Source organism: Emticicia sp. BO119 (assembly GCF_013912375.1).
In the GTDB taxonomy this organism is placed as follows: Bacteria; Bacteroidota; Bacteroidia; order Cytophagales; family Spirosomataceae; genus Emticicia.
Map to the genome: position 1 here is coordinate 594,518 of NZ_JACETV010000002.1, position 20,265 is coordinate 614,782.

Here is a 20,265-nt window from a genome sequence, read left to right on the forward strand (position 1 = left end):
CAAACAAAAACACCTGCCTCGAAACCGAAGCAGGTGTTTCTTATATAGATTAATATCTAAATCTTATGATTTCGATTTGGCAATTACGCCTTCTGCAATATTTTGCGGAACAATCTCATAGTGAGAGAATGTCAGGTTCGCAGTTGCACGACCTGATGACATCGTACGAAGGTCAGTTACATAACCGAATAGTTCAGATAGAGGTACATCAGCTTTGATTACCTGCGAACCAGCTTTTGTATCCATCCCTTTCATCATACCACGACGACGGTTAAGGTCACCAGTGATAGGTCCTGTATATTCGTCAGGAGTAACAACTTCTACTGCCATGATTGGTTCTAATAATTTAGGCCCAGCCTGACGAGCAGCTTCTTTGAAACCTAAACGACCAGCCATTTCAAACGAAAGTGAGTCAGAATCCACATCATGGTAAGAACCGTGGAACAAGCGGACTTTCATTGAGTCAACAGGGAAACCTGCTAACGGGCCATTTACCATTGCTTGTTCGAATCCTTTTTGTACTGATGGGATAAATTCTTTTGGAATAATACCACCCACAATATTATTAACGAATTCTAAGCCTTGTTTGCCATCTTCACGCGGCCCGATTTCGAATACAATATCAGCAAATTTACCACGACCACCCGATTGTTTCTTGTAAACCTCACGGTGTTCGATAGATTTAGTGATTGTTTCTTTATAAGCTACCTGTGGTGCTCCCTGATTAACTTCTACTTTGAACTCACGACGCATACGGTCGATGATGATTTCAAGGTGAAGCTCACCCATACCACGAATAATGGTTTGTCCTGTTTCTTCGTTTGACTCAACCTGAAGCGTTGGGTCTTCTTCAATCAACTTAGTGATTGCTTTAGAGAAGTTATCCTGATCGGCTGTTTTCTTAGGCTCGATTGCATACCCGATAACCGGATCAGGGAATACCATCGATTCAAGAACGATCGGATTTTTCTCATCTGACAGGGTATCACCAGTTTTAATATCTTTAAAGCCTACTACCGCACCAATATCACCAGCACCTAAACGCTCGATAGAGTTTTGTTTATTGGCGTGCATCTGGAAGATACGAGAGATACGCTCTTTGTTACCTGAACGGTTGTTCAATACATAAGAACCAGCATCTAAGCCACCAGAGTAAGCACGGATGAAGCAAAGACGCCCTACGTAAGGGTCAGTTGCAATTTTAAACGCAAGGGCAGCGAACGGATCGCTTTCCGTTGGTTTACGGATTACCTCTGCACCAGTGTTAGGGTCTGTTCCTTTAATGGCTTCTTTATCTAAAGGTGATGGTAACAATGCCATTACGTAGTCAAGCATGGTTTGTACACCTTTGTTTTTGAAGGATGAGCCGCAAAGCATCGGAACGATTTTCATGCTGATAACCGCCTGACGAAGTGCTGCCAGAATTTCATCTTCAGTAATTGAATTCGGATCCTCGAAGTATTTTTCCATCAAAGTATCATCAAATTCAGCTACTGCTTCTAATAATTTCTCACGGTATTCAGTAGCTTCTTCCATCATATCGTCAGGAATAGGTACTTCAGTGAAAGTCATACCTTTATCGTGCTCGTTCCAAACGATACCACGGAAGTTAACCAGGTCAACCACACCTTTGAAGTTGTCTTCAGCACCGATTGGCAATTGAAGAGGTACTGCATAGCTACCTAACATTTCCTTCACTTGTTTACACACGTTAAGGAAATCGGCACCTGAGCGGTCCATTTTATTTACGAAGCCCAAACGAGCCACGTTATAGTTATTGGCTAAACGCCAGTTAGTTTCTGATTGAGGCTCAACACCATCAACGGCACTAAATAAGAATACTAATCCGTCTAATACACGTAATGAACGGTTTACCTCTACGGTAAAGTCAACGTGACCAGGGGTATCAATGATATTGATGTGATATTTTTGGTCTCTGTAGTTCCAGCCAACGGTAGTAGCAGCTGACGTGATGGTGATACCTCTTTCTTGCTCTTGTTCCATCCAGTCCATCGTAGCAGCTCCATCGTGTACCTCACCGATTTTGTGGCTCACGCCAGCATAATAAAGGATACGCTCTGTGGTAGTTGTCTTACCTGCGTCAATGTGGGCAGCAATACCGATGTTTCTTGTAAATTTTAAATCGCGTGCCATTTTTTTATTTTTTTATCAAAATGTTTTTAAGGGTCTGATTATCAGACAATTTTGTTTAGAAACTTTTATCCAAGCTAAATTAGGATTCCATTTCGGGGTGCAAAATTAAGAATACTTTTTGATAAAATCAACGAAGTTTTATTTTTTATCAAGAAATCTCAGGAGTTTAAAGAAGGTGTGTTTTTTATAGTGAACCCCAAAAAGTTTAACGGCCTTTTTTTTTCGTGAACAAACAATAAAAATTAACTTTAGTTGAATATTTATTAACGAAGCCTAAAAACGAAAATCAATCAGATGAGAAAGCTAATTTATGGTATCAACTTGACTTTAGATGGGTGCTGTGATCATACCAAAGGAAACGGCAGCGAAGAAATACATGAGTATTTTACTGACCTCCTGCGACAGACCGACCTGATTATCTATGGACGTATCACTTATGAATTAATGGTGCCTTTCTGGCCTGATGTCGCAAAAACTCGGTCAATGAATGAAATTGGAAACGAATTTGCCCGGGTATTTGATTCTATAGAGAAACTTGTTTTTTCCAGAACTCTGGATAGCGTTGAAGATAAAAATTCGAGGATAGCGCGGGCAGATTTATATGACGAAATAGTGAGATTAAAAAATGAGCCAGGCAGGGATATTTCGTTAGGTGGCGTGAACCTTCCATCTCAACTAATTGAAATGGGTTTGGTTGATGAGTTTCATTTTGTCTACCAACCTGTTATTGTAGGAGAAGGAAGACGCTTATTCGATCATACTAATTTACCGGAGAAATTGGATTTGAAATTAGTAGAATCAAAGATTTTCAAGTCAGGAGGCGTGGCGCTTCATTATATAAAGCAATAAAGAATCTTTGCAACAGAAGAAATGCGCTTTATACATAAAAGAAGTGGGGGGTTAATCCTCCCACTCTCTGCAAATCAGCAAATTAAACTCAAACCACATTTTTAGTCACAGCAGTATTTCATTAGTTTTGGTAAAGAGCTAAAGTTGTGTGGAAAGTTCGGCACATAGCTTTATACTCTTAAAATAAAGCCCAGATACCATTCGTAATTGTCAAACCTATTTATCACAGTCTTATTATCTCTCAATTAGTATTCGTACTGTTGAAATCTCGTTTTCTGCCAGACTTCTTTCATTTTTATAAACAGCACGGACAATATATGTCCCTATCGGAATATCTCGTACATCCACACTAATCATTCCATCACTTACCTTCGTAAATCTCTCCTGAAAAATTCTCCCTGAATAATCATAGAGTTGAACACTTGTTATCTCTTGAAACCCATTGTCTCTGAACCATTTTTCGTCGTTTGCACGCTCAAAAGAATTACCAGTCGAATCTTTCGAAGTCACTAATTCAGGCACTAAAATCAATTCTCCATTTTGCACAGCATTGCCCCGGATATTTATCTTCGTAGCAAATTTTTTAAGGGTTGGGAGGTATTCTACATCATTCCTGATACAAATAGCACCAGTTCCTAAAGATACTTTCCCTCTGACAGGAGTATAACCAACGACTGCAATCTCACCTAATTTTATTTCAGAGTCCTTCATTTCTATTTTTATTAAGTCATTAGTAGCTGTGGCGTTTTCCTCTGTGGTCTCATATCCAATAGAACTAAAAACCAGTATATCATTATCAGAGGCTACTATTCTATAATTACCATTCGCATCTGATACCGTTCCCCTTGTTGTACCTTTAATGGCAATAGAAACCCCGGGTAGCCCTTCTTTACCTTCTGCATCTACTACCTGTCCTGAAATTACCCTGTTTTGCCCCATGCCTTCTTCAATGCACAATAAAGTCAATACCGCCGCTGCCATATTACGCACTACTTTCATGTGCTGAATCCAGGGTAATCTTATAGCTTGCTTATACTTCTTTTGAGCGATAACAGCTACCGGAATCTCATATTGTAACTGGTCATTCTGAATACTCCATGTAGGAAACCACTCTTCAACGACATAGTTTTTCTTTAACTGATCTTCTCTGAAACGACCGCAAAGATTATGAGATGATTTCAATCTGTCTTTGAAAAAAGCTACCAGCTGGCTTTCAGGCATATTGCTGAAATCTATCACGTTTTTCTGGCAGGAAGCACAGAAACCTCCAGTGCTTGTTGGCGTAAATGATTCCCAATGTTCATGACAGGGATTCTCAATATTTAGTTGGAAAGATTGTTTCATAAATGAAAAAATTAGGTTTTTGATTGATTGATGCAGTCATTGAAGATTTTCCATAAAAGATTCTTATTTTTTTTGTAGAGAAAAATAAAATACTCAAATTCGGGTCACGTCCTCAATCTCTTAACCTTTATGCAAACCTACGATACCATCATTGTCGGAGCCGGCTATGCCGGGCTTACTGCTACCCGTGAACTAATCAAAGCAGGTAAAAAAGTAATCTTATTAGAAGCCCGAGACAGGGTAGGGGGGCGAGTGCACACGCAATACTTTGAAGATGGCAGCTACGTAGATTTAGGAGCCGCATGGGTAGGGCCAACACAGGATAGAATGTATGCTTTAGCCAAAGAATTTGGCGTGCAGACCTTCCCGACTTATGATGAAGGGAAGAGTTCATTGCTTTATAATAATAAACTGAAGCATTATAAAGGAATCATTCCGCCATTGCCTATTCCTTCTTTATTGAGTTTAGATATGGCTATCAAGCGCATGAACAAATTATCTAAAACAGTTGATCTGCAAAACCCCTGGAATACGCCTGATGCTGAATACTATGATTCGATGACATTAGCAAGCTGGATGGATAAACAGATGTCTTTCAAAACGGCTAAGGTTATGTTTAAACTGGCAGCAGAAGCCATCTGGGCGGCAGACCCTAATGAAATATCAATGCTACACGCCTTATTTTATACTAAATCGTGCATTGATTTGGATATGCTGATGAACGTGAAAAACGGCGCACAGGAAGAAAGGCTGGTAGGAGGCGCATCTCAACCAGCTATAAGATTAGCAGAAACGTTTAAAGAACATATCCGGTTGAATAGTGTCGTGCGTTCTATCAGTCAGCAGAATAGTCTGGTGACGGTAAAAGGAGATGGTTTTGAACTTAAGGCCAAAAAAGTGATTGTGGCCTTGCCACCTACACTTGCAGGGCGAATTCATTACTCACCATGTATGCCCGCCAATCGGGAACAATTGACCCAGCGAATGCCGATGGGAACTGTCTGGAAAACCTATGCCATTTATGATAAACCATTCTGGCGGGAAGCAGGCCTAAACGGTTTATCCGCTACAAATGATGGCCACGTAACCGTTACCTTCGATAACTCACCGAAAGACGGTAGTAAAGGTATTATGATGGGCTTCGTATTAGGTAATCAGGCTAAGGCATTTGCACAACTTTTGCCCGAAGCCCGCAAGGCCTCAGCCCTTGATACTCTTTCCAGATTTTATGGAGAAAAAGCCAGAAACCCTGTTCATTATCTTGATCATAGCTGGGCAGAAGAAGAATTTACCCGTGGCTGTTATGCCGGACTGATGCCCCCTGGTGTCTGGACATCAGTGGGTAAGGCACTCCGCGAGCCGGTAGGTAATATTCATTGGGCAGGTACTGAAACCGCCGACATCTGGAATGGTTATATGGAAGGTGCTGTCCTCTCTGGCGAAAGAGTGGCAAAGGAAGTAATTAATAGTTAATATTTGTTAAAAATGCAGAAGCCTTGATACTCTTCAGTATCAAAGCTTCCATAAGAATAAATAAAGTTTAGTCACCGCAATGAAAGACATACTTTGTGTCTCATTAGCGCAATTTTACCAGCGTTAATTTTAATTAAAAAACAGAGTTATAGTTAGTAACAGGGTTTTTCTGATCGGGAAATATTTAAACATAGCGATAATACCTGGTAGATTTAGGCTAAAATCCATTAAGTAATATGCTTATGAATACTTCATTACTAAATACACAGTTTTTTATAATCACTTTTATAAAAAGAGTGGGATAAAAGGTACATATAGTGCTGTAACTTTTTGGGTTCTAAAGTATTGCTGTCCTAAAATACAGGAACAAAAGCATGTCAGTCAACCGACACTTTGTGAAGTCGTTTTTTTACTTTGTCAAGTAAGAGTTTTTCTATACGAAACTATTGCCCGTCATTTTTTTTCTTTAGTTTTGGCTACTAATTTCTTTTTCATGCTTCCCTATAAAGTCTTTTATTTAGTAACAGCCATAAGTCTGTTCTCAGGGCTTCATATAGTTGTTGCGCAAAAAACAAATTATTCAGCAGAGCATATTGAAAAGATAGCTTATGCAGATAGCATTTTAAAGGCAGCAATACTCAAAAAAGACTCTCTCCAAATGGCAGAAGCCTATTATCTGTTAGGCAAAGTTGAGCTAAGTGCCGGAAATCATCTTACTGCTCATGCATGGTTCATGAAATCACTCCGCATTCAGGAAAAATTCGGAGATTCGTACGAATTAGGACGTTTATACATCAGGCTCAGAGAAAAAGAACAGAGACAAGGGCATTATGATAATGCACTTAATTACTTAAAAGCAGCAAAAGGTGTTTTTAAGCGTATTGGCTCACCCGTGGGATTGATGCGCGTTTATACAAGCATAGGAGAATTGTATGCCGATGAGATATTAGAAAACAAGGTAAATCAGCCCGAGACGATCACGTTTAGTATTGATAGTGCATTTTACTATCATAAAAAGGCTGAAGCTTTAGCAACAGTTTTAAAAGACACTATGGCTTTGGCCAATATCAGGATATCATCGGGGAAACTACTTTTATTAAAAAAAGACCCTAAATCCATTCTTTATTTCCAACAATCGCTTAACGAATTCACGCAGTTGAAAGAAGAAAATGAACGGATATCGGCTATGTTATTTCTGGCTTCGGCCTATATAGCTTTTAATCAGACTGAAAAAGTACCTGCTATTTTAGTACAGGTTCAGCAATTTTATGAAAAAAATCATCTGCACAATTATACATGGCTCAGAAATTTGGAAACTGCCTATATGAATTATTATAAGGCTACTAAGCAGTGGGATAAAGCTTTTAAACATTTAGAAAAAGTAAAAGACTTGGAAAGGAAAGAACTATTAGCCAATCAGGAAGGAGCTATTACCCGATTAGAAATAGAATATGAAACACAGAAAAAAGAAGCATTACTGAAGAAACAAGACGAAGAGTTAATATTGAAAAATGACTATGTGCATACTCAGCAGTTGTTTTTAGGAGCACTTGGGGTTTTATTTTTACTTACCGGAGGGTTGAGTTTTTTTTATTATAAGTTATATCTTAAGAACCGTCAGATCAGTCAAAGGAATGCTGTTTTAATAAAAGAGCAAAATCATCGGGTAAAGAATAATTTGCAATTGGTTTCAAGCCTTTTAAGCTTGCAGGCCAATCAGTTTTCTGATCCGGCCAGTAAACAAGCCACAGAAAACAATCTGTTGAGAATTGAATCAATGGCTATTCTACACCGGGAATTGTATGATAAAGAAGAATTGGCTGTTATTAACCTGTCAGATTTCATTAAAGAAATAGTAGAGGTGGTAGTGCAGACCTTTGCCTATGAACATGTCGAATTAGCTTATTCGATTGAACCGGTGAAGTTAAATGCCGATCAGGCTCTGCCTGTTGGTTTAATCATTACTGAATTAGTAACTAATTCGTGTAAATATGCTTTTCCTGATAATCCTATGCCCTTATTGGCCATTAATTGCAAAAGAGAGAGAGAAGAACTTATACTAAATGTATCGGATAATGGTTCAGGGTTAAAAAACAATTCTTCCGTTGAAGCAGTTAAAACATCATTCGGAATGAAACTTATCCAGATGCAGGTAGCGCAACTGCGTGGTTCCTATAGTTTTGACTCTTTAAATGGCACAACCTTTACAATGAAATTTAAACCAGATTTTTTGCTATGAGTGTACTAAAAGTATTGATTATTGAAGATGAAGTGATGACAGGAATAGATATTAAGGAAACACTTGAAAAAGCCGGCCACACAATTACAGCAATAGCCAGAAATTCAGATGAGGCGATTGGGTCTTTAAAAAAAGAGCTACCCGATATAGCCATTATTGATATTATGCTCAGGACATCGGCACATGATGGCATACAAACAGCTACAGACTTAATAAAAATGCACCCTATGCCAATTATTTATCTGACGGCCAATTCAGAGATGCAGACCTTTCAAAGGGCTAAAGATACTTCTCCGGCAGCTTATCTACTGAAACCATTCAGACATAATGAACTGGCATTGCAAGTAGAATTAGCCTATCATAACTATAAAGCCAACCTCCCTGCAAATACGAACCCTATCGTGGCAGAAGCTATTTTTCTTCCTTTCGATAAAGGCTTGAAAAAATTGATAAAGCAAGAAGTACTCTATCTGAAAGCCGATGGGTCCTATGTAAAAGTTTATCTGAAAGAAGAAATGAACCCTTACTTATTTTCAATGAATCTCGGGCATCTGGCACAGTATTTCTCAACACCGAATTTCTATCGCTTATCAAGGTCGTTGCTTATTAACCTTAATTGTATTGAGCGTATTGAACGAGACCATCTGTATATGAAGAATCAGGAAAATCCGATTCAGATTCCCGAAGGCAATAAAGCAGATTTAATAAAGAAACTGGCAGTAATCAGAACACCTTAATATTTGGCAGAAATGCAGTGAAGGAACTAAATAACGACAATAGTTGTTTTAACAATAAACACAACCATATAGTATTCAGATAAAATACCTTATTGCCTAAATATACCTCAAGCCCCTGTAAAGGGGTTTTTTTGTTGTTATCACTCTTCCCCGCTTTCTGAAACCTTTCATAAATTCAAAGACCTCAACCATTCCATCGCCTCTTTCGCCTCTGAAAAACTTTTCATCGGAATCGGCGGAGGTTTCAGGCTGAATAAGATATTCATGATAAACTTAGAAAGACCTGGTTTGGCTACCATAGCCATAGCTGAGTATATAACGGGTATTTGCTCGGTCGAAAACTTTCGTGTAGCTTTATCTGGTACAGGAGAATCTGATAAGTAAATTAACAAAGGTACAGGCGAATGGTTGGTAATCTTTTTCACCAAAGCCACATTGCCGCTGATATTCTCCACAGTGCGTTTAGGGCTTTTAGAAAGTGAAACCAGAATATTATCCTCAAACCAATAGGTGGCAATTTCACCCTCATACACAGGTCTGTCGGTGGGTATAGTCATGCACAATTTTTTCCGGTAAAGATAAAAAAAATTGACAGATTTGTTTGCTCTGTTAACTGCAATTATTCTTGTACGTTTTTTTGAATGAGGGACTCTCCCTTTGCAGTTCATACATTTAATACCTTTGAATAATAAACCTTAAGATTAACAGTAGATTTATACGCTTTAAGTTGGTTTTTACGATTTTTTATCTACCTTTACTATTAACACGGGGAAGAAACTACCCTCATAGCCATTAGAAAACCGTTGTCATGAAAAAAGAAGCAAAAAAAATTACCTTCCAGGCACAGGTATTGGATGCTCTGAAGAAAAGCGAACTCAGTCCGCATGAAATTGTGGAAAATGATTGCAAGATTTGTTTAATGATTAAAATCTGCGGAGACCTTATACATGATAAACTGAAGCTCCTTGTAGGCCTACTGGATAAGTCGAAATTAAAGTACAATTCTTCATTTTCACCTAAAGCAGGCATAATAAATATTTCTGTTTTTAAGGAATAAAATTAAATACCAAAGTTTTATAATATACCATTTGGATGGATTTACCAAGTTCTATTAATATCGCCTTACTTATTGACGCTGATAATGCACAACCAAAATTACTAAAACAAATTATTGAAGAAGTTTCAAAATATGGTAAAGCTACAATCAGAAGAATTTATGGCGACTGGACAAACACCTCATTAAATAGTTGGAAGACAAGCCTGAATGATTTTTCATTTAATCCTATTCAGAAATTTTCTTATACAACAGGTAAGAACTCTACGGATAGCTCACTGATTATTGATGCAATGGATATTTTGCATAGTCAAAAAGTAGGAGGTTTCTGTATCGTTTCAAGTGATAGTGATTATACAGGACTGGCTAAAAGAATTAGAGAAGAAGGAATTTTTGTGATGGGAATAGGTGAAAAAAAAACTCCTATGGCATTTGTACAGTCTTGTGAAATATTTACTTATTGCGAGAATATTGCTCTTGAAATAACTGCACCTGTAACAAGTATCAAAGATAAAAGGAGAAAGAAGAGCAAAAGCCCTGTGCCTGTTGTTCCACCCTTTGCTTCACTCATCGATAAAGCCTTTGATATTACAGTAAACGAAGATACAGAAACACATATCTCAAAGGTTGGAATAACCATCAGAAAGATAGACCCTGCTTTTGACCCCAGAGCATTTGGATTCAAAAATCTGACTCAATTGTTTGAAAATCTCCCGAATTATACAGTTATAAAAAATCAGGTTGGTGGGTTCAATCACCCATTAGTAAGAAGAAATCCCCCATCTTCTTAAAACACCATTCGCTCAGTCATTTACTGCAATTGGTTGTCTAATTCAACATTACTCAATCAAATTAACTCCTTAAAACAGCCTATACTTTTTTGATAGCAATTAGTAAAAATATATTATTGTAAAAAAATCATTAACTACAGCTAATCTATGAAGCCCAGTATTAAGTTGCTACAAGAGAAATTTACGGGTATATTCGAGTTTGAATTATTGCAGGAGTTATCAGAAGTCGGAAATTACACAACCATTGACGAAGGCCATATACTCATGCAAGTAGGCGGTTATATACGTTCTGTACCGATTATTCTTCAAGGTTCTATCAAGATTCTCAGACCAGATAATGAGGGGAGAGAGGCTTTATTATATTATCTCGGAGGTATGGATTCATGTGCTATGTCTTTAACTTGTTGTTTAGGACAAAAAAGAAGTGAAATAATGGCCGTGGCCGAAGAAAAAACGACACTTATCAGTGTGCCTGTAGAAAAAGTTGAAGAGTGGATGACCAAATATAATTCATGGAAATATTTTGTTTTTATGACCTATCAGAAAAGATTTGAAGATTTGCTGAATACGATTGACCAGATAGCTTTTCATAAATTAGATGACCGTTTATTGATGCTCTTAAAAAAGAAAGCAAAAGCTTGTGACTGTAAAGTATTGGTAACTACCCACGAAGAATTAGCCAATGAGTTAGCTACTTCAAGAGAAGTTGTTTCGCGATTATTAAAGCAATTGGAAAAAATGAATAAAGTAAGATTGTCAAGAAATAAAATAGACTTGCTTTAGCCTTAATTCTCATTGGGTATTTAGTAAGAGTGGCTTGCCTGAACGCAAGCCACTCTTGTTTTTTGTGCCAAGTCAATACGGACAGGTCTTTTAAAATATGATTCTAATCATTATTTCTCTTAAAAAGCCCTCATATCTTTAGGTAAAAGATACTATTTACTACAAAACTGTATAGACTTGAGTTGAGTGTGAGAAATGTTACAGATGTATATAAGAGCAGGCCATAACTTTGTTGTAAAGATTATTAAAATTTAAAACCAGACACATTTAAATTTATGAAAGTTGAACAAATTTATACAGGTTGCTTAGCTGAAGCAGCCTATTATATAGAATCAGACGGTGAAGCAGCCATTATTGACCCGCTTCGTGAAAGCAAGCCTTATATTCAAAGAGCTGACAGAGACAATGCCCAGATAAAGTATGTTTTTGAAACGCATTTTCATGCTGATTTTGTATCTGGCCATATCGAACTGGCAAATAAAACAGGTGCAACAATTATATTTGGGCCAACGGCTAAACCTGCCTATGCAGCACATATTGCCGAAGATGGAGAAGTGTTTAAGGTTGGGAAGGTATCTATTAAAGTATTGCATACACCCGGACACACAATGGAATCTTCCTGCTATTTATTGAGCGATGAAAACGGAAAAGAAGTAGGGCTGTTTTCTGGAGATACCTTGTTTATCAATGATGTCGGTCGCCCTGATTTAGCACAACACGTAATTGCCGAATTAACACAGGAAAAATTAGCCGGGCATTTATACGACTCACTCCGTAATAAAATTATGCCCCTCAGTGATGACATTATTGTCTACCCTAATCATGGAGCAGGCAGTGCCTGTGGTAAAAATATGAGCAAGGAAACAACAGACACGTTAGGTCATCAGAAAAAAGTTAATTATGCACTTGATGTAAACCTCTCAAAAGAACAGTTCGTAAAAGAAGTACTTACTGGCCTTGTGCCTCCTCCGGGATATTTCCCTTACAATGTATTAATGAATCTGAAAGGCTATGAGAGTTTAGACAAAGTAATTGACAGAGGCGGCAAGGCTTTGAATGTAAGAGAATTTGAGGTGGCTTTACATGAAACCAGTGCCTTGTTGCTGGATACACGCAAAGCCGAAGATTTTGCTTTAGGGTTTATTCCGGGTGCAATCAATATCGGACTTGACGGCCAGTTTGCATCATGGGTTGGTACTTTGATTCCTGACTTGAAACAGCCTGTTCTATTAATAAGCGATAAAGGAAAAGAAGAAGAGGCGGTTTTGCGCATGGCAAGAGTAGGCTATGATAATTGCATAGGATTTCTGGAGGGTGGTTTTGATGCATGGAAAAAAGCAGGTAAAGAAACAGAGACAGTAGAAACAATAACCGCCGAAGCATTTGCCGAACTACATAATACTCAAACCGGCATAGCTGTGATTGACGTAAGGAAAAAAAGTGAATATGACTCAGAACACATCATAGATGCCGAAAATATGCCACTTGATTTTCTGAATAATTATATGGCACAGATTAACCCCGACAAAACATATTATATACATTGTGCCGGAGGGTATCGTTCTATGGTTGCTATTTCAATTTTAAAGGCACGTGGCTATACTCATCTGATAAATATAACAGGTGGGTTTGAGGCAATCAAAGCTACCAGCAAAGTAAATATCAGCCAATATGTTTGTCCAACTACGCTGCTGTAGAAGCAAAAAAGTTTTTAGACTTATGTAACAAAAATCACAGTAAAAAAAAGAGAGATTGTTGAAATTTGTAGTATCATTAATTTTAATCATCTAAAAAAATGTTCGATTTTTTTAAAACAAAAAAACAGTATCAGGATTTATCAGGTCAGGCTTTTAAACAATTGTTGACAGAAAATACAAATACCGTATTGCTTGATGTCCGTACTGCAGGTGAATATCACCAGGGAGCTATCAAAGGGGCACTAAATGTAGATATAATGGGAGCAGATTTTCAGAAAAAAGTAGCCGGTTTCGACCCTCTCAAGACCTATCTGATCTATTGCAGAAGTGGTAATCGTAGTGCGCAGGCATGTAATTATATGGCAGGTTTAGGGTTCAGGAATGTATATAACCTCTCAGGAGGAATAGGAAGTTTTCCACGTTAAAAGCTGATAACATGAATACCTTATTGAAAGACTGGAACTTAATACGAATCTTAAGACTGATAGCCGGAGTGACGATTATTTCTATGTCCATAGCAGAAGATCAGCTTATTTTAAGTATCATTGGCTTTTTCTTACTTGCCCAGGCCATTTTTAATAGTGGATGTGGTGTAAACGGATGCAACATTCCTTCTGACAGACGGAATAGACGGAGGAGCTAAACAGATAATTATATGAAATATGTTAAATTTCTGACTTGGATTGGTACGGGCTTAGGAGCCATAGGAGGATACCTGTATTGGAAAGAAATAGGGTGTATCACAGGTACTTGTCCATTGAAATCGCAATGGCAAACAATGATTCCTATAGGTGCCTACTTTGGTTTTGTGGTTGGTGATTTGGTGAAAAGCCTGGTGATGCCTGATAAAAAAAGTTAGATTTTTAAGCCAGAACATTAAGTCAAACAAATAACAATTTACTGTAAATTTCTGAAATATGAAAAATCTTGGTAAGATTGACCGTATCATTCGGTTGATGGTTTCTGTTGTGCTGATAGTATTATACTATACTGATGTAGTTTCAGGTACCTGGGGTATTTTAGCTATGGTGGTGGCAAGTATATTTGTCGTTACAAGCCTTGTTAGCTTTTGCCCGTTATACACAATTTTTGGTATAAATACCTGTAGTGTTAAAAAGTAAGCAAATAGCATACTTTAACCAGAAAATCCTATCGCTTTAAACGATAGGATTTTTTGTTTTCGGGTTAAGCTCAGAGGGCAAAATTAGTAAAAAATCATTCCATCAACGTACGCTATCGGACAAGTCAACTGTACGATTTCGGACACTTTATTTTAAGGGAAATAGTCGGAATACCATATTTTAGTGGGTTTTTCGGCTTGGCATATCATTTGTTCTACAAAAGTTGATGTAATTTTACCAGCAAAATCCAGAAGCCCGGTAAATCACTCAATTAATATGTTCTACAAAAGTTGAAATAATAGAATTGTATGAAAAGAACGTACTTAGGTGAATTTGAAGAAATAGTGTTATTGACCGTTGCGATTTTGGGCGACAAAGCTTATGGAGTGTCAATCACAGAAGAAATAGAACAACAAACAGGACGGTCGGTGAGTGTCAGCGCAGTACACGCAGCCTTGCATCGCCTGGAAGAAAAATACATGTTATCGTCTTATATGGGAGATGCCACTGCTGAAAGAGGCGGCCGTAGAAAACGCCTGTTTCAGGTAACAGCTTTAGGTAATCGCACACTTGACGAAATTCGCTTATTACGCAATCGTCTATGGGATAATATACCACTAAGAATTTTTTCAACATCGCGATAGAGGGCATGAGGCTAAGGGCAGAGGTACATAACCCCATGCCCCAAGCCCTCTGCCCCATGCAACAGCAGATATGCAAAAGCCAACACCACCTCACTGGGCAGACCAATTATTAGTATGGTTTTGTGCGCCCCATTTATTGGAGGAAGTACAGGGGGATTTATATGAAAGATTTCAGAAAAACCTGAGATTATTTGGTGAGAAAACAGCCCGATGGGAATACATAAAAGGAGTATTAGGGTTTATCAAACCCTTTGCCTTAAAACGAAAAGCAGAAGTATCACCTTCTTTATACATACAAATTATGATAAGCAATTACTTTAAAATCGCATTCCGAAACCTGCGCCGTTACAAGGGTTATTCATTTATTAATATCTTCGGATTAGCCTCCGGTTTAGCTGTAGCTATACTTATTGGCTTGTGGATTTATGATGAAGTATCCTACAACAAATATTATCAGAATTACGACCGGATTGCAAAGGTCATGCAGGGTGCTACCATTGACGGAGAGTTCGGAGCAGGGGGAGCCCAGCCTATTCCTTTGGGAACTATTTTGAAAACAGATTTCTCAGAAGATTTCAAACATGTAGTGATGTCTTCCTGGACTGGTGAGCATATTCTGTCGTATGGAAGTATGAAATTTACAAAAAAAGGCAATTACCTGAGCCCGGAAGCACCTGAGATGCTTACACTAAAGATGCTCAAAGGTACGAGAGGGGGATTAAAAGACCAGAACTCAATTTTATTGTCTGAATCAGTTGCAAAGGCACTTTTTGGATATGCCGACCCAATCGATAAGATAGTTAAGATAGACAATAAACTACCAGTAAAAGTGACGGGCATTTATGAAGATTTTCCCTATAACACAGAGTTTAGGGATATGTCTTTCATTGCTCCCTGGGATTTGTATGTTTCATCAGAACCCTGGATTAAGGCTAATGCGCACTGGGGTAATAATTCCTGGCAAATTCTGGTGCAAATTGCTCCCAAAACTGATTTTGAGACAGTTTCTAAGAAGATTAAAGACTTAAGGTTGAAAAATGTCCCTGAAACAGCCTATATGAATCCCGAGATTTTTTTACACCCTATGAGCCGTTGGCATTTGTATGGAGGATGGGATAAATTACGGAATCCTGAAGGACGGATACAATATGTATGGTTATTCGGAATCATTGGCGTATTCGTACTTCTTTTGGCTTGTATCAACTTTATGAATCTCTCAACGGCCCGTTCAGAGAAGCGTGCCAAAGAAGTAGGTATCCGTAAGGCGGTTGGTTCTGTTCGCTTACAGCTGATTTACCAGTTTTTTAGCGAATCTTTATTAGTAGTTGCCTTTGCCTTCATACTATCATTGATTGTAGTATGGCTTATGCTCCCGTTTTTTAATGAAGTAGCAGATAAAAAACTCACCTTACTCTGGAAAGAGCCTGTTTTCTGGTTGATGGGCTTAGGTTTTAGTTTGATAACAGGTCTGATAGCCGGTAGCTATCCGGCATTATATTTATCCTCCTTTCAACCTGTAAAAGTTCTGAAAGGTACTTTCAAAGCAGGGCGCTTTGCTGCTCTTCCCCGTAAAGTTCTGGTAGTAGTACAATTTACGGTTTCAGTAACATTAATTATCGGCACAATTATCGTCTTCCGCCAGATTCAGCACGCCAAAAATCGGCCGATTGGCTATGATCGTACTGGTATCATTACCGTTGATATGAACACACCCGAATTGCATGGTAAATATAATGCATTGCGGAGTGAGTTGAAAAGAACTGGAGCTGTTATAGAAATGGCCACCTCATCAACTGCAGCCACCCAATTAGGCTCACGTTTAGTCGGGTTTGATTGGCAGGGTAAAGACCCTAATTTCAAAGAACAATTGGGAGTGATGGCCGTAACACATGATTTTGGTAAAACAGTAGGTTGGCAATTTACGCAGGGACGGGATTTCTCAAGAACTTTTTCCACCGATTCTTCCGGCATAGTCTTGAATGAAACCGCGGTTAAATATATGGGGTTAAAAGATCCCGTCGGGAAAATTATCAAATGGAACGGCAATCCCTTTCAGGTATTAGGTGTAATTAAGGATATGGTGATGGAATCTCCATTTGAACCTGTCTACCAAACCGTTTTTGTTCTGAATTATAATTGGACACACGTAATCAATATCAAACTGAATCCTCAGTTGAGTGCCAGTGAATCACTGGCTAAAGTGGAAGGTGTATTCAGGAAATTTAATCCGGGTAGCCCGTTCGATTATAAATTTACAGACCAGCAATATGCTCTGAAGTTTTCTACAGAAGACCGTATCGGTAGACTGGCAACTTTCTTTGCCATCCTCGCCATTTTCATTTCCTGTCTGGGCTTATTTGGTTTAGCTTCTTTTGTGGCCGAGCAACGCATCAAAGAAATCGGTATCCGCAAGGTATTGGGTGCAACAGTATTCAGTTTATGGCGTCTGTTATCAACAGAGTTTGTACTGTTTGTTCTGGCATCTCTGCTATTGGCAGTTCCGGTTTCCTATTATTTCATGAATAACTGGTTGCAGAAATATACTTATCGCATAGAAATATCCTGGTGGATTTTTGCCCTGTCAGGCTTAGGAGCGATACTGATTACTTTACTGACAGTCAGCTATCAGGCTATTAAAGCCGCATTGATGAATCCGGTGAAGACTTTGAAAAGTGAGTGAATGAGTGATTGAGTGAATGAGTGATTAGGGTTTATTTTTATCAATCACTCATTCGCTAAATTACTCAATAAATAAAGACCCAAAATACTATGAGACCCCAACCACCCCACTGGGCAGACCAATTGTTAGAATGGTTTTGTGCACCTCACTTAATAGAAGAGGTGCAGGGAGATTTGCAGGAGCGATTTCAGAAGAATCTGAAATTTTTCGGCGAGAAAACAGCCCGATGGGAATACATCAAAGGAGTACTTGGGTTTATCAAACCCTTTGCCTTGAAGCGTAATGTTAAGTCATCTCAATCGTCTTTATACTTAAATATTATGATAAGCAATTACTTTAAAATCGCATTCAGGAATCTGCTCCGTTATAAGGGCTATTCTTTCATCAACATCTTTGGCCTGGCTACGGGTATGGCTGTAGTAATGCTGATAGGCTTATGGATTTATGATGAGCTGTCATATAACCGATACCATAAGAATTATGACTCCATCGCTCAGGTAATGGAAAACCAGCACTTAGGTAATGAAATCAGTACTTTTTCTACATTGCCAATGCCTCTGGCTTCTGAGCTTCGCACTACTTACGGCAGTAGTTTTAAGAATGTAGCCGCCACTATGACCTACGAACAGATTATTGCCCATGATGATAAGGTTTTTACAAAACTGGGTTGTTTCTCTGAACCTGCATTTCCGGAAATGTTATCATTAGAAATGTTGAGTGGGGCCAGAAATGCTCTGACGGACCCTAATGCTATTTTATTGAGCGAATCTCTGGCAAAAACGATTTTCGGACTTGTTGACCCAATCAATCAACCGATTAAATTGAATAATGCCTTTCAACAAAGGGTGGTGGGAGTATATAAAGATATGCCTAAAAATAGTCAGTTTAATAACCTGAACTTTATCGCACCGGTTAGCCTGATTTTTAGTGGTGGAGCAGGAGCAGATAACTGGCTGAGTAGCTCTTTTGATATTTACGTACAATTAAACAAGGATTATGATAAGACTGCTATTGATAAGAGAATAAGGGATGTATTATATCAACACTCAAAAGACGCCTCCAAACCAGAATTGTTTTTGTTCCCGATGAACCAATGGTATTTGTATGGCGAATTCAAAAATGGTGTAAATGTAGGCGGACGTATAGAATTTGTCTGGCTGTTTGGCATCATAGGCTTTTTCGTGCTACTATTGGCCTGTATCAATTTTATGAACCTGAGCACTGCCCGAAGCGAAAAACGTGCCAAAGAGGTAGGTATTCGTAAGGCTATCGGGTCCGTTCGCGGACAGTTGATTGCCCAGTTTTTCAGTGAATCTTTATTAGTAGTAATGTTTGCATTTATTTTATCAATTGTTCTTGTTATGCTGGCTTTACCATTTTTCAATAAGGTTGCCGATAAAGAAACGTTCCCTTTATGGCGGGAACCTTTTTTCTGGCTGGCTGGCATAGGCTTTACCATATTCACGGGTTTAATAGCAGGTAGCTATCCTGCCTTATATCTTTCTTCGTTTCAGCCCGTCAAAGTACTGAAAGGCACACTTCATTCAGGGCGTTTGGCAGCTATGCCTCGTAAGTTCCTGTTAGTGATGCAATTCACGGTTTCAGTTACATTAATTATTGGAACAATTGTCATTTTCCGTCAGATAATCTTTGCCAAGAACCGTCCGGTAGGGTATAGCCGGGAGGGCTTACTAATGATACCTCTGACAACCGGAGAGATTCAGAAAAATTACAGGGCTTTTCATGATGACTTATTACAGACCAATGCCGTAGCAGGTGTAGCACGCTCTTCGAGCCCCATGACAGGTATCTGGTCTTCGGCTAATAATTTAGAATGGAGAGGCAAAGACCCGAATGTGCAGGCCATGTTTGGTACTATCTGTATTGAGCCGGACTATGGCACAGTAGTAACATGGGAAATGAAGGAGGGTCGTAATTTCTCTGAAAAATTCTCAACCGATTCATCAGCATTCATATTTAACGAAAGTGCTATCAAACAAATGGGGCTGAAGAATCCTATTGGCGAAATAGTGAGGTGGCATGATAAAAACTGGAAGATTATTGGTATTACTAAAGATATAGTGATGCGGTCGCCATTTGAGCCTATCGAACCTACGGTTTTTATGATAGATGACCGCCAGCGACCTTTCAATATCGTAGATATTAAAATCAATCCTGCAATATCAAGCAGAGAGGCTTTGGATATAATCGAGCCTGTCTACAAAAAATATGCTCCCAATAGCTCCTTTAATTACAAATTCGCCAGTCAGGAATATGAAAACAAATTCAGGGCAGAAGAGCGTATTGGTACTTTGGCAACTTTCTTTGCCATACTCGCCATTTTCATTTCCTGCTTAGGCTTGTTTGGTCTGGCTTCTTTCGTCGCTGAGCAGCGAACTAAAGAGATAGGTATCCGTAAAGTATTAGGGGCAAGTGTGGCGAGTCTATGGCGCATGCTATCAAAAGACTTTGTGGTATTAGTGATGATCTCCTGCCTGATAGCCACGCCAATCGCTTATTATTTTATGAGTAGTTGGTTGGAAAAATACACTTACAGAACCGAAATCTCCTGGTGGATTTTTGTGATAGTTGGTATGGGTGCAATGGTAATATGCTTATTAACCATCAGCTATCAGGCTATTAAGGCGGCATTGATGAATCCGGTAAAGACGTTGAAGAATGAGTGATGTCTGAACTTT

18 protein-coding genes are annotated in these 20,265 nt (G+C 38.6%); 15 read left to right on the forward strand and 3 right to left on the reverse strand.

Features of this window, described 5'->3' with window-relative positions; translation table 11 throughout:
- Window positions 1-63 precede the first annotated feature (63 nt).
- A complete protein-coding gene (gene fusA / locus H1R81_RS09420) occupies window positions 64-2,154 on the reverse strand; it encodes an elongation factor G (RefSeq protein WP_181840456.1) in 2,091 nt (696 codons plus the stop codon).
- Between the two features lie 294 nt (window positions 2,155-2,448).
- Here fusA and H1R81_RS09425 point away from each other — a divergent pair, with 294 nt between their 5' ends.
- Complete coding sequence (locus tag H1R81_RS09425) at window positions 2,449-3,003, forward strand: dihydrofolate reductase family protein (RefSeq protein WP_181840457.1); 555 nt, start codon at window positions 2,449-2,451, stop codon at window positions 3,001-3,003.
- 234 nt (window positions 3,004-3,237) lie between these two features.
- On the opposite strand, the gene H1R81_RS09430 is transcribed toward H1R81_RS09425, so the two are convergent.
- Window positions 3,238-4,347, reverse strand: a complete 1,110-nt coding sequence (locus H1R81_RS09430) for a carboxypeptidase-like regulatory domain-containing protein (RefSeq protein WP_181840458.1) — start codon at window positions 4,345-4,347, stop codon at window positions 3,238-3,240.
- Window positions 4,348-4,476: 129 nt separating this feature from the next.
- Here H1R81_RS09430 and H1R81_RS09435 point away from each other — a divergent pair, with 129 nt between their 5' ends.
- The 3 genes from H1R81_RS09435 to H1R81_RS09445 all read left to right on the forward strand — a co-directional run bounded on the left by H1R81_RS09435 (window position 4,477) and on the right by H1R81_RS09445 (window position 8,796).
- Window positions 4,477-5,820, forward strand: a complete 1,344-nt coding sequence (locus H1R81_RS09435) for a flavin monoamine oxidase family protein (protein WP_181840459.1) — start codon at window positions 4,477-4,479, stop codon at window positions 5,818-5,820.
- Between the two features lie 493 nt (window positions 5,821-6,313).
- The gene (locus H1R81_RS09440) at window positions 6,314-8,059 is read left to right on the forward strand and encodes a tetratricopeptide repeat protein (RefSeq protein WP_181840460.1); all 1,746 of its coding nucleotides are present in this window, start codon (window positions 6,314-6,316) and stop codon (window positions 8,057-8,059) included.
- Window positions 8,056-8,796: a LytTR family DNA-binding domain-containing protein gene (locus tag H1R81_RS09445; protein WP_181840461.1), complete on the forward strand. Its 741-nt coding sequence runs from the start codon at window positions 8,056-8,058 to the stop codon at window positions 8,794-8,796. Before H1R81_RS09440 ends, H1R81_RS09445 begins: the two co-directional genes overlap by 4 nt.
- Before the next feature lie 167 nt (window positions 8,797-8,963).
- On the opposite strand, the gene H1R81_RS09450 is transcribed toward H1R81_RS09445, so the two are convergent.
- Complete coding sequence (locus H1R81_RS09450) at window positions 8,964-9,353, reverse strand: STAS/SEC14 domain-containing protein (protein WP_181840462.1); 390 nt, start codon at window positions 9,351-9,353, stop codon at window positions 8,964-8,966.
- Between the two features lie 251 nt (window positions 9,354-9,604).
- Between H1R81_RS09450 and H1R81_RS09455 the strand changes: the two genes are divergently transcribed.
- The 11 genes from H1R81_RS09455 to H1R81_RS09505 all read left to right on the forward strand — a co-directional run bounded on the left by H1R81_RS09455 (window position 9,605) and on the right by H1R81_RS09505 (window position 20,253).
- Entirely contained in the window at window positions 9,605-9,853 is a 249-nt protein-coding gene (locus tag H1R81_RS09455) for a hypothetical protein (protein ID WP_181840463.1), read from the forward strand.
- Window positions 9,854-9,888: 35 nt separating this feature from the next.
- A complete protein-coding gene (locus tag H1R81_RS09460) occupies window positions 9,889-10,641 on the forward strand; it encodes an NYN domain-containing protein (RefSeq protein ID WP_181840464.1) in 753 nt (250 codons plus the stop codon).
- 147 nt (window positions 10,642-10,788) lie between these two features.
- The gene (locus H1R81_RS09465) at window positions 10,789-11,424 is read left to right on the forward strand and encodes a Crp/Fnr family transcriptional regulator (protein WP_181840465.1); all 636 of its coding nucleotides are present in this window, start codon (window positions 10,789-10,791) and stop codon (window positions 11,422-11,424) included.
- 275 nt (window positions 11,425-11,699) lie between these two features.
- Window positions 11,700-13,121: a rhodanese-like domain-containing protein gene (locus H1R81_RS09470; RefSeq protein ID WP_181840466.1), complete on the forward strand. Its 1,422-nt coding sequence runs from the start codon at window positions 11,700-11,702 to the stop codon at window positions 13,119-13,121.
- Window positions 13,122-13,219: 98 nt separating this feature from the next.
- A complete protein-coding gene (locus H1R81_RS09475; protein WP_181840467.1) occupies window positions 13,220-13,546 on the forward strand; it encodes a rhodanese-like domain-containing protein in 327 nt (108 codons plus the stop codon).
- Between the two features lie 11 nt (window positions 13,547-13,557).
- Window positions 13,558-13,764: a hypothetical protein gene (locus tag H1R81_RS09480; protein ID WP_181840468.1), complete on the forward strand. Its 207-nt coding sequence runs from the start codon at window positions 13,558-13,560 to the stop codon at window positions 13,762-13,764.
- 12 nt (window positions 13,765-13,776) lie between these two features.
- Window positions 13,777-13,980 (forward strand): hypothetical protein, encoded by a 204-nt coding sequence (locus tag H1R81_RS09485; protein ID WP_181840469.1) that lies wholly within the window; start codon window positions 13,777-13,779, stop codon window positions 13,978-13,980.
- Window positions 13,981-14,038: 58 nt separating this feature from the next.
- Window positions 14,039-14,242: a DUF2892 domain-containing protein gene (locus H1R81_RS09490; protein WP_181840470.1), complete on the forward strand. Its 204-nt coding sequence runs from the start codon at window positions 14,039-14,041 to the stop codon at window positions 14,240-14,242.
- A 308-nt stretch (window positions 14,243-14,550) separates the two neighbouring features.
- Window positions 14,551-14,886 (forward strand): PadR family transcriptional regulator, encoded by a 336-nt coding sequence (locus H1R81_RS09495; RefSeq protein ID WP_181840471.1) that lies wholly within the window; start codon window positions 14,551-14,553, stop codon window positions 14,884-14,886.
- A 70-nt stretch (window positions 14,887-14,956) separates the two neighbouring features.
- Window positions 14,957-17,566 (forward strand): ABC transporter permease, encoded by a 2,610-nt coding sequence (locus H1R81_RS09500; protein WP_181840472.1) that lies wholly within the window; start codon window positions 14,957-14,959, stop codon window positions 17,564-17,566.
- 89 nt (window positions 17,567-17,655) lie between these two features.
- Entirely contained in the window at window positions 17,656-20,253 is a 2,598-nt protein-coding gene (locus tag H1R81_RS09505; RefSeq protein ID WP_181840473.1) for an ABC transporter permease, read from the forward strand.
- Window positions 20,254-20,265 lie beyond the last annotated feature (12 nt).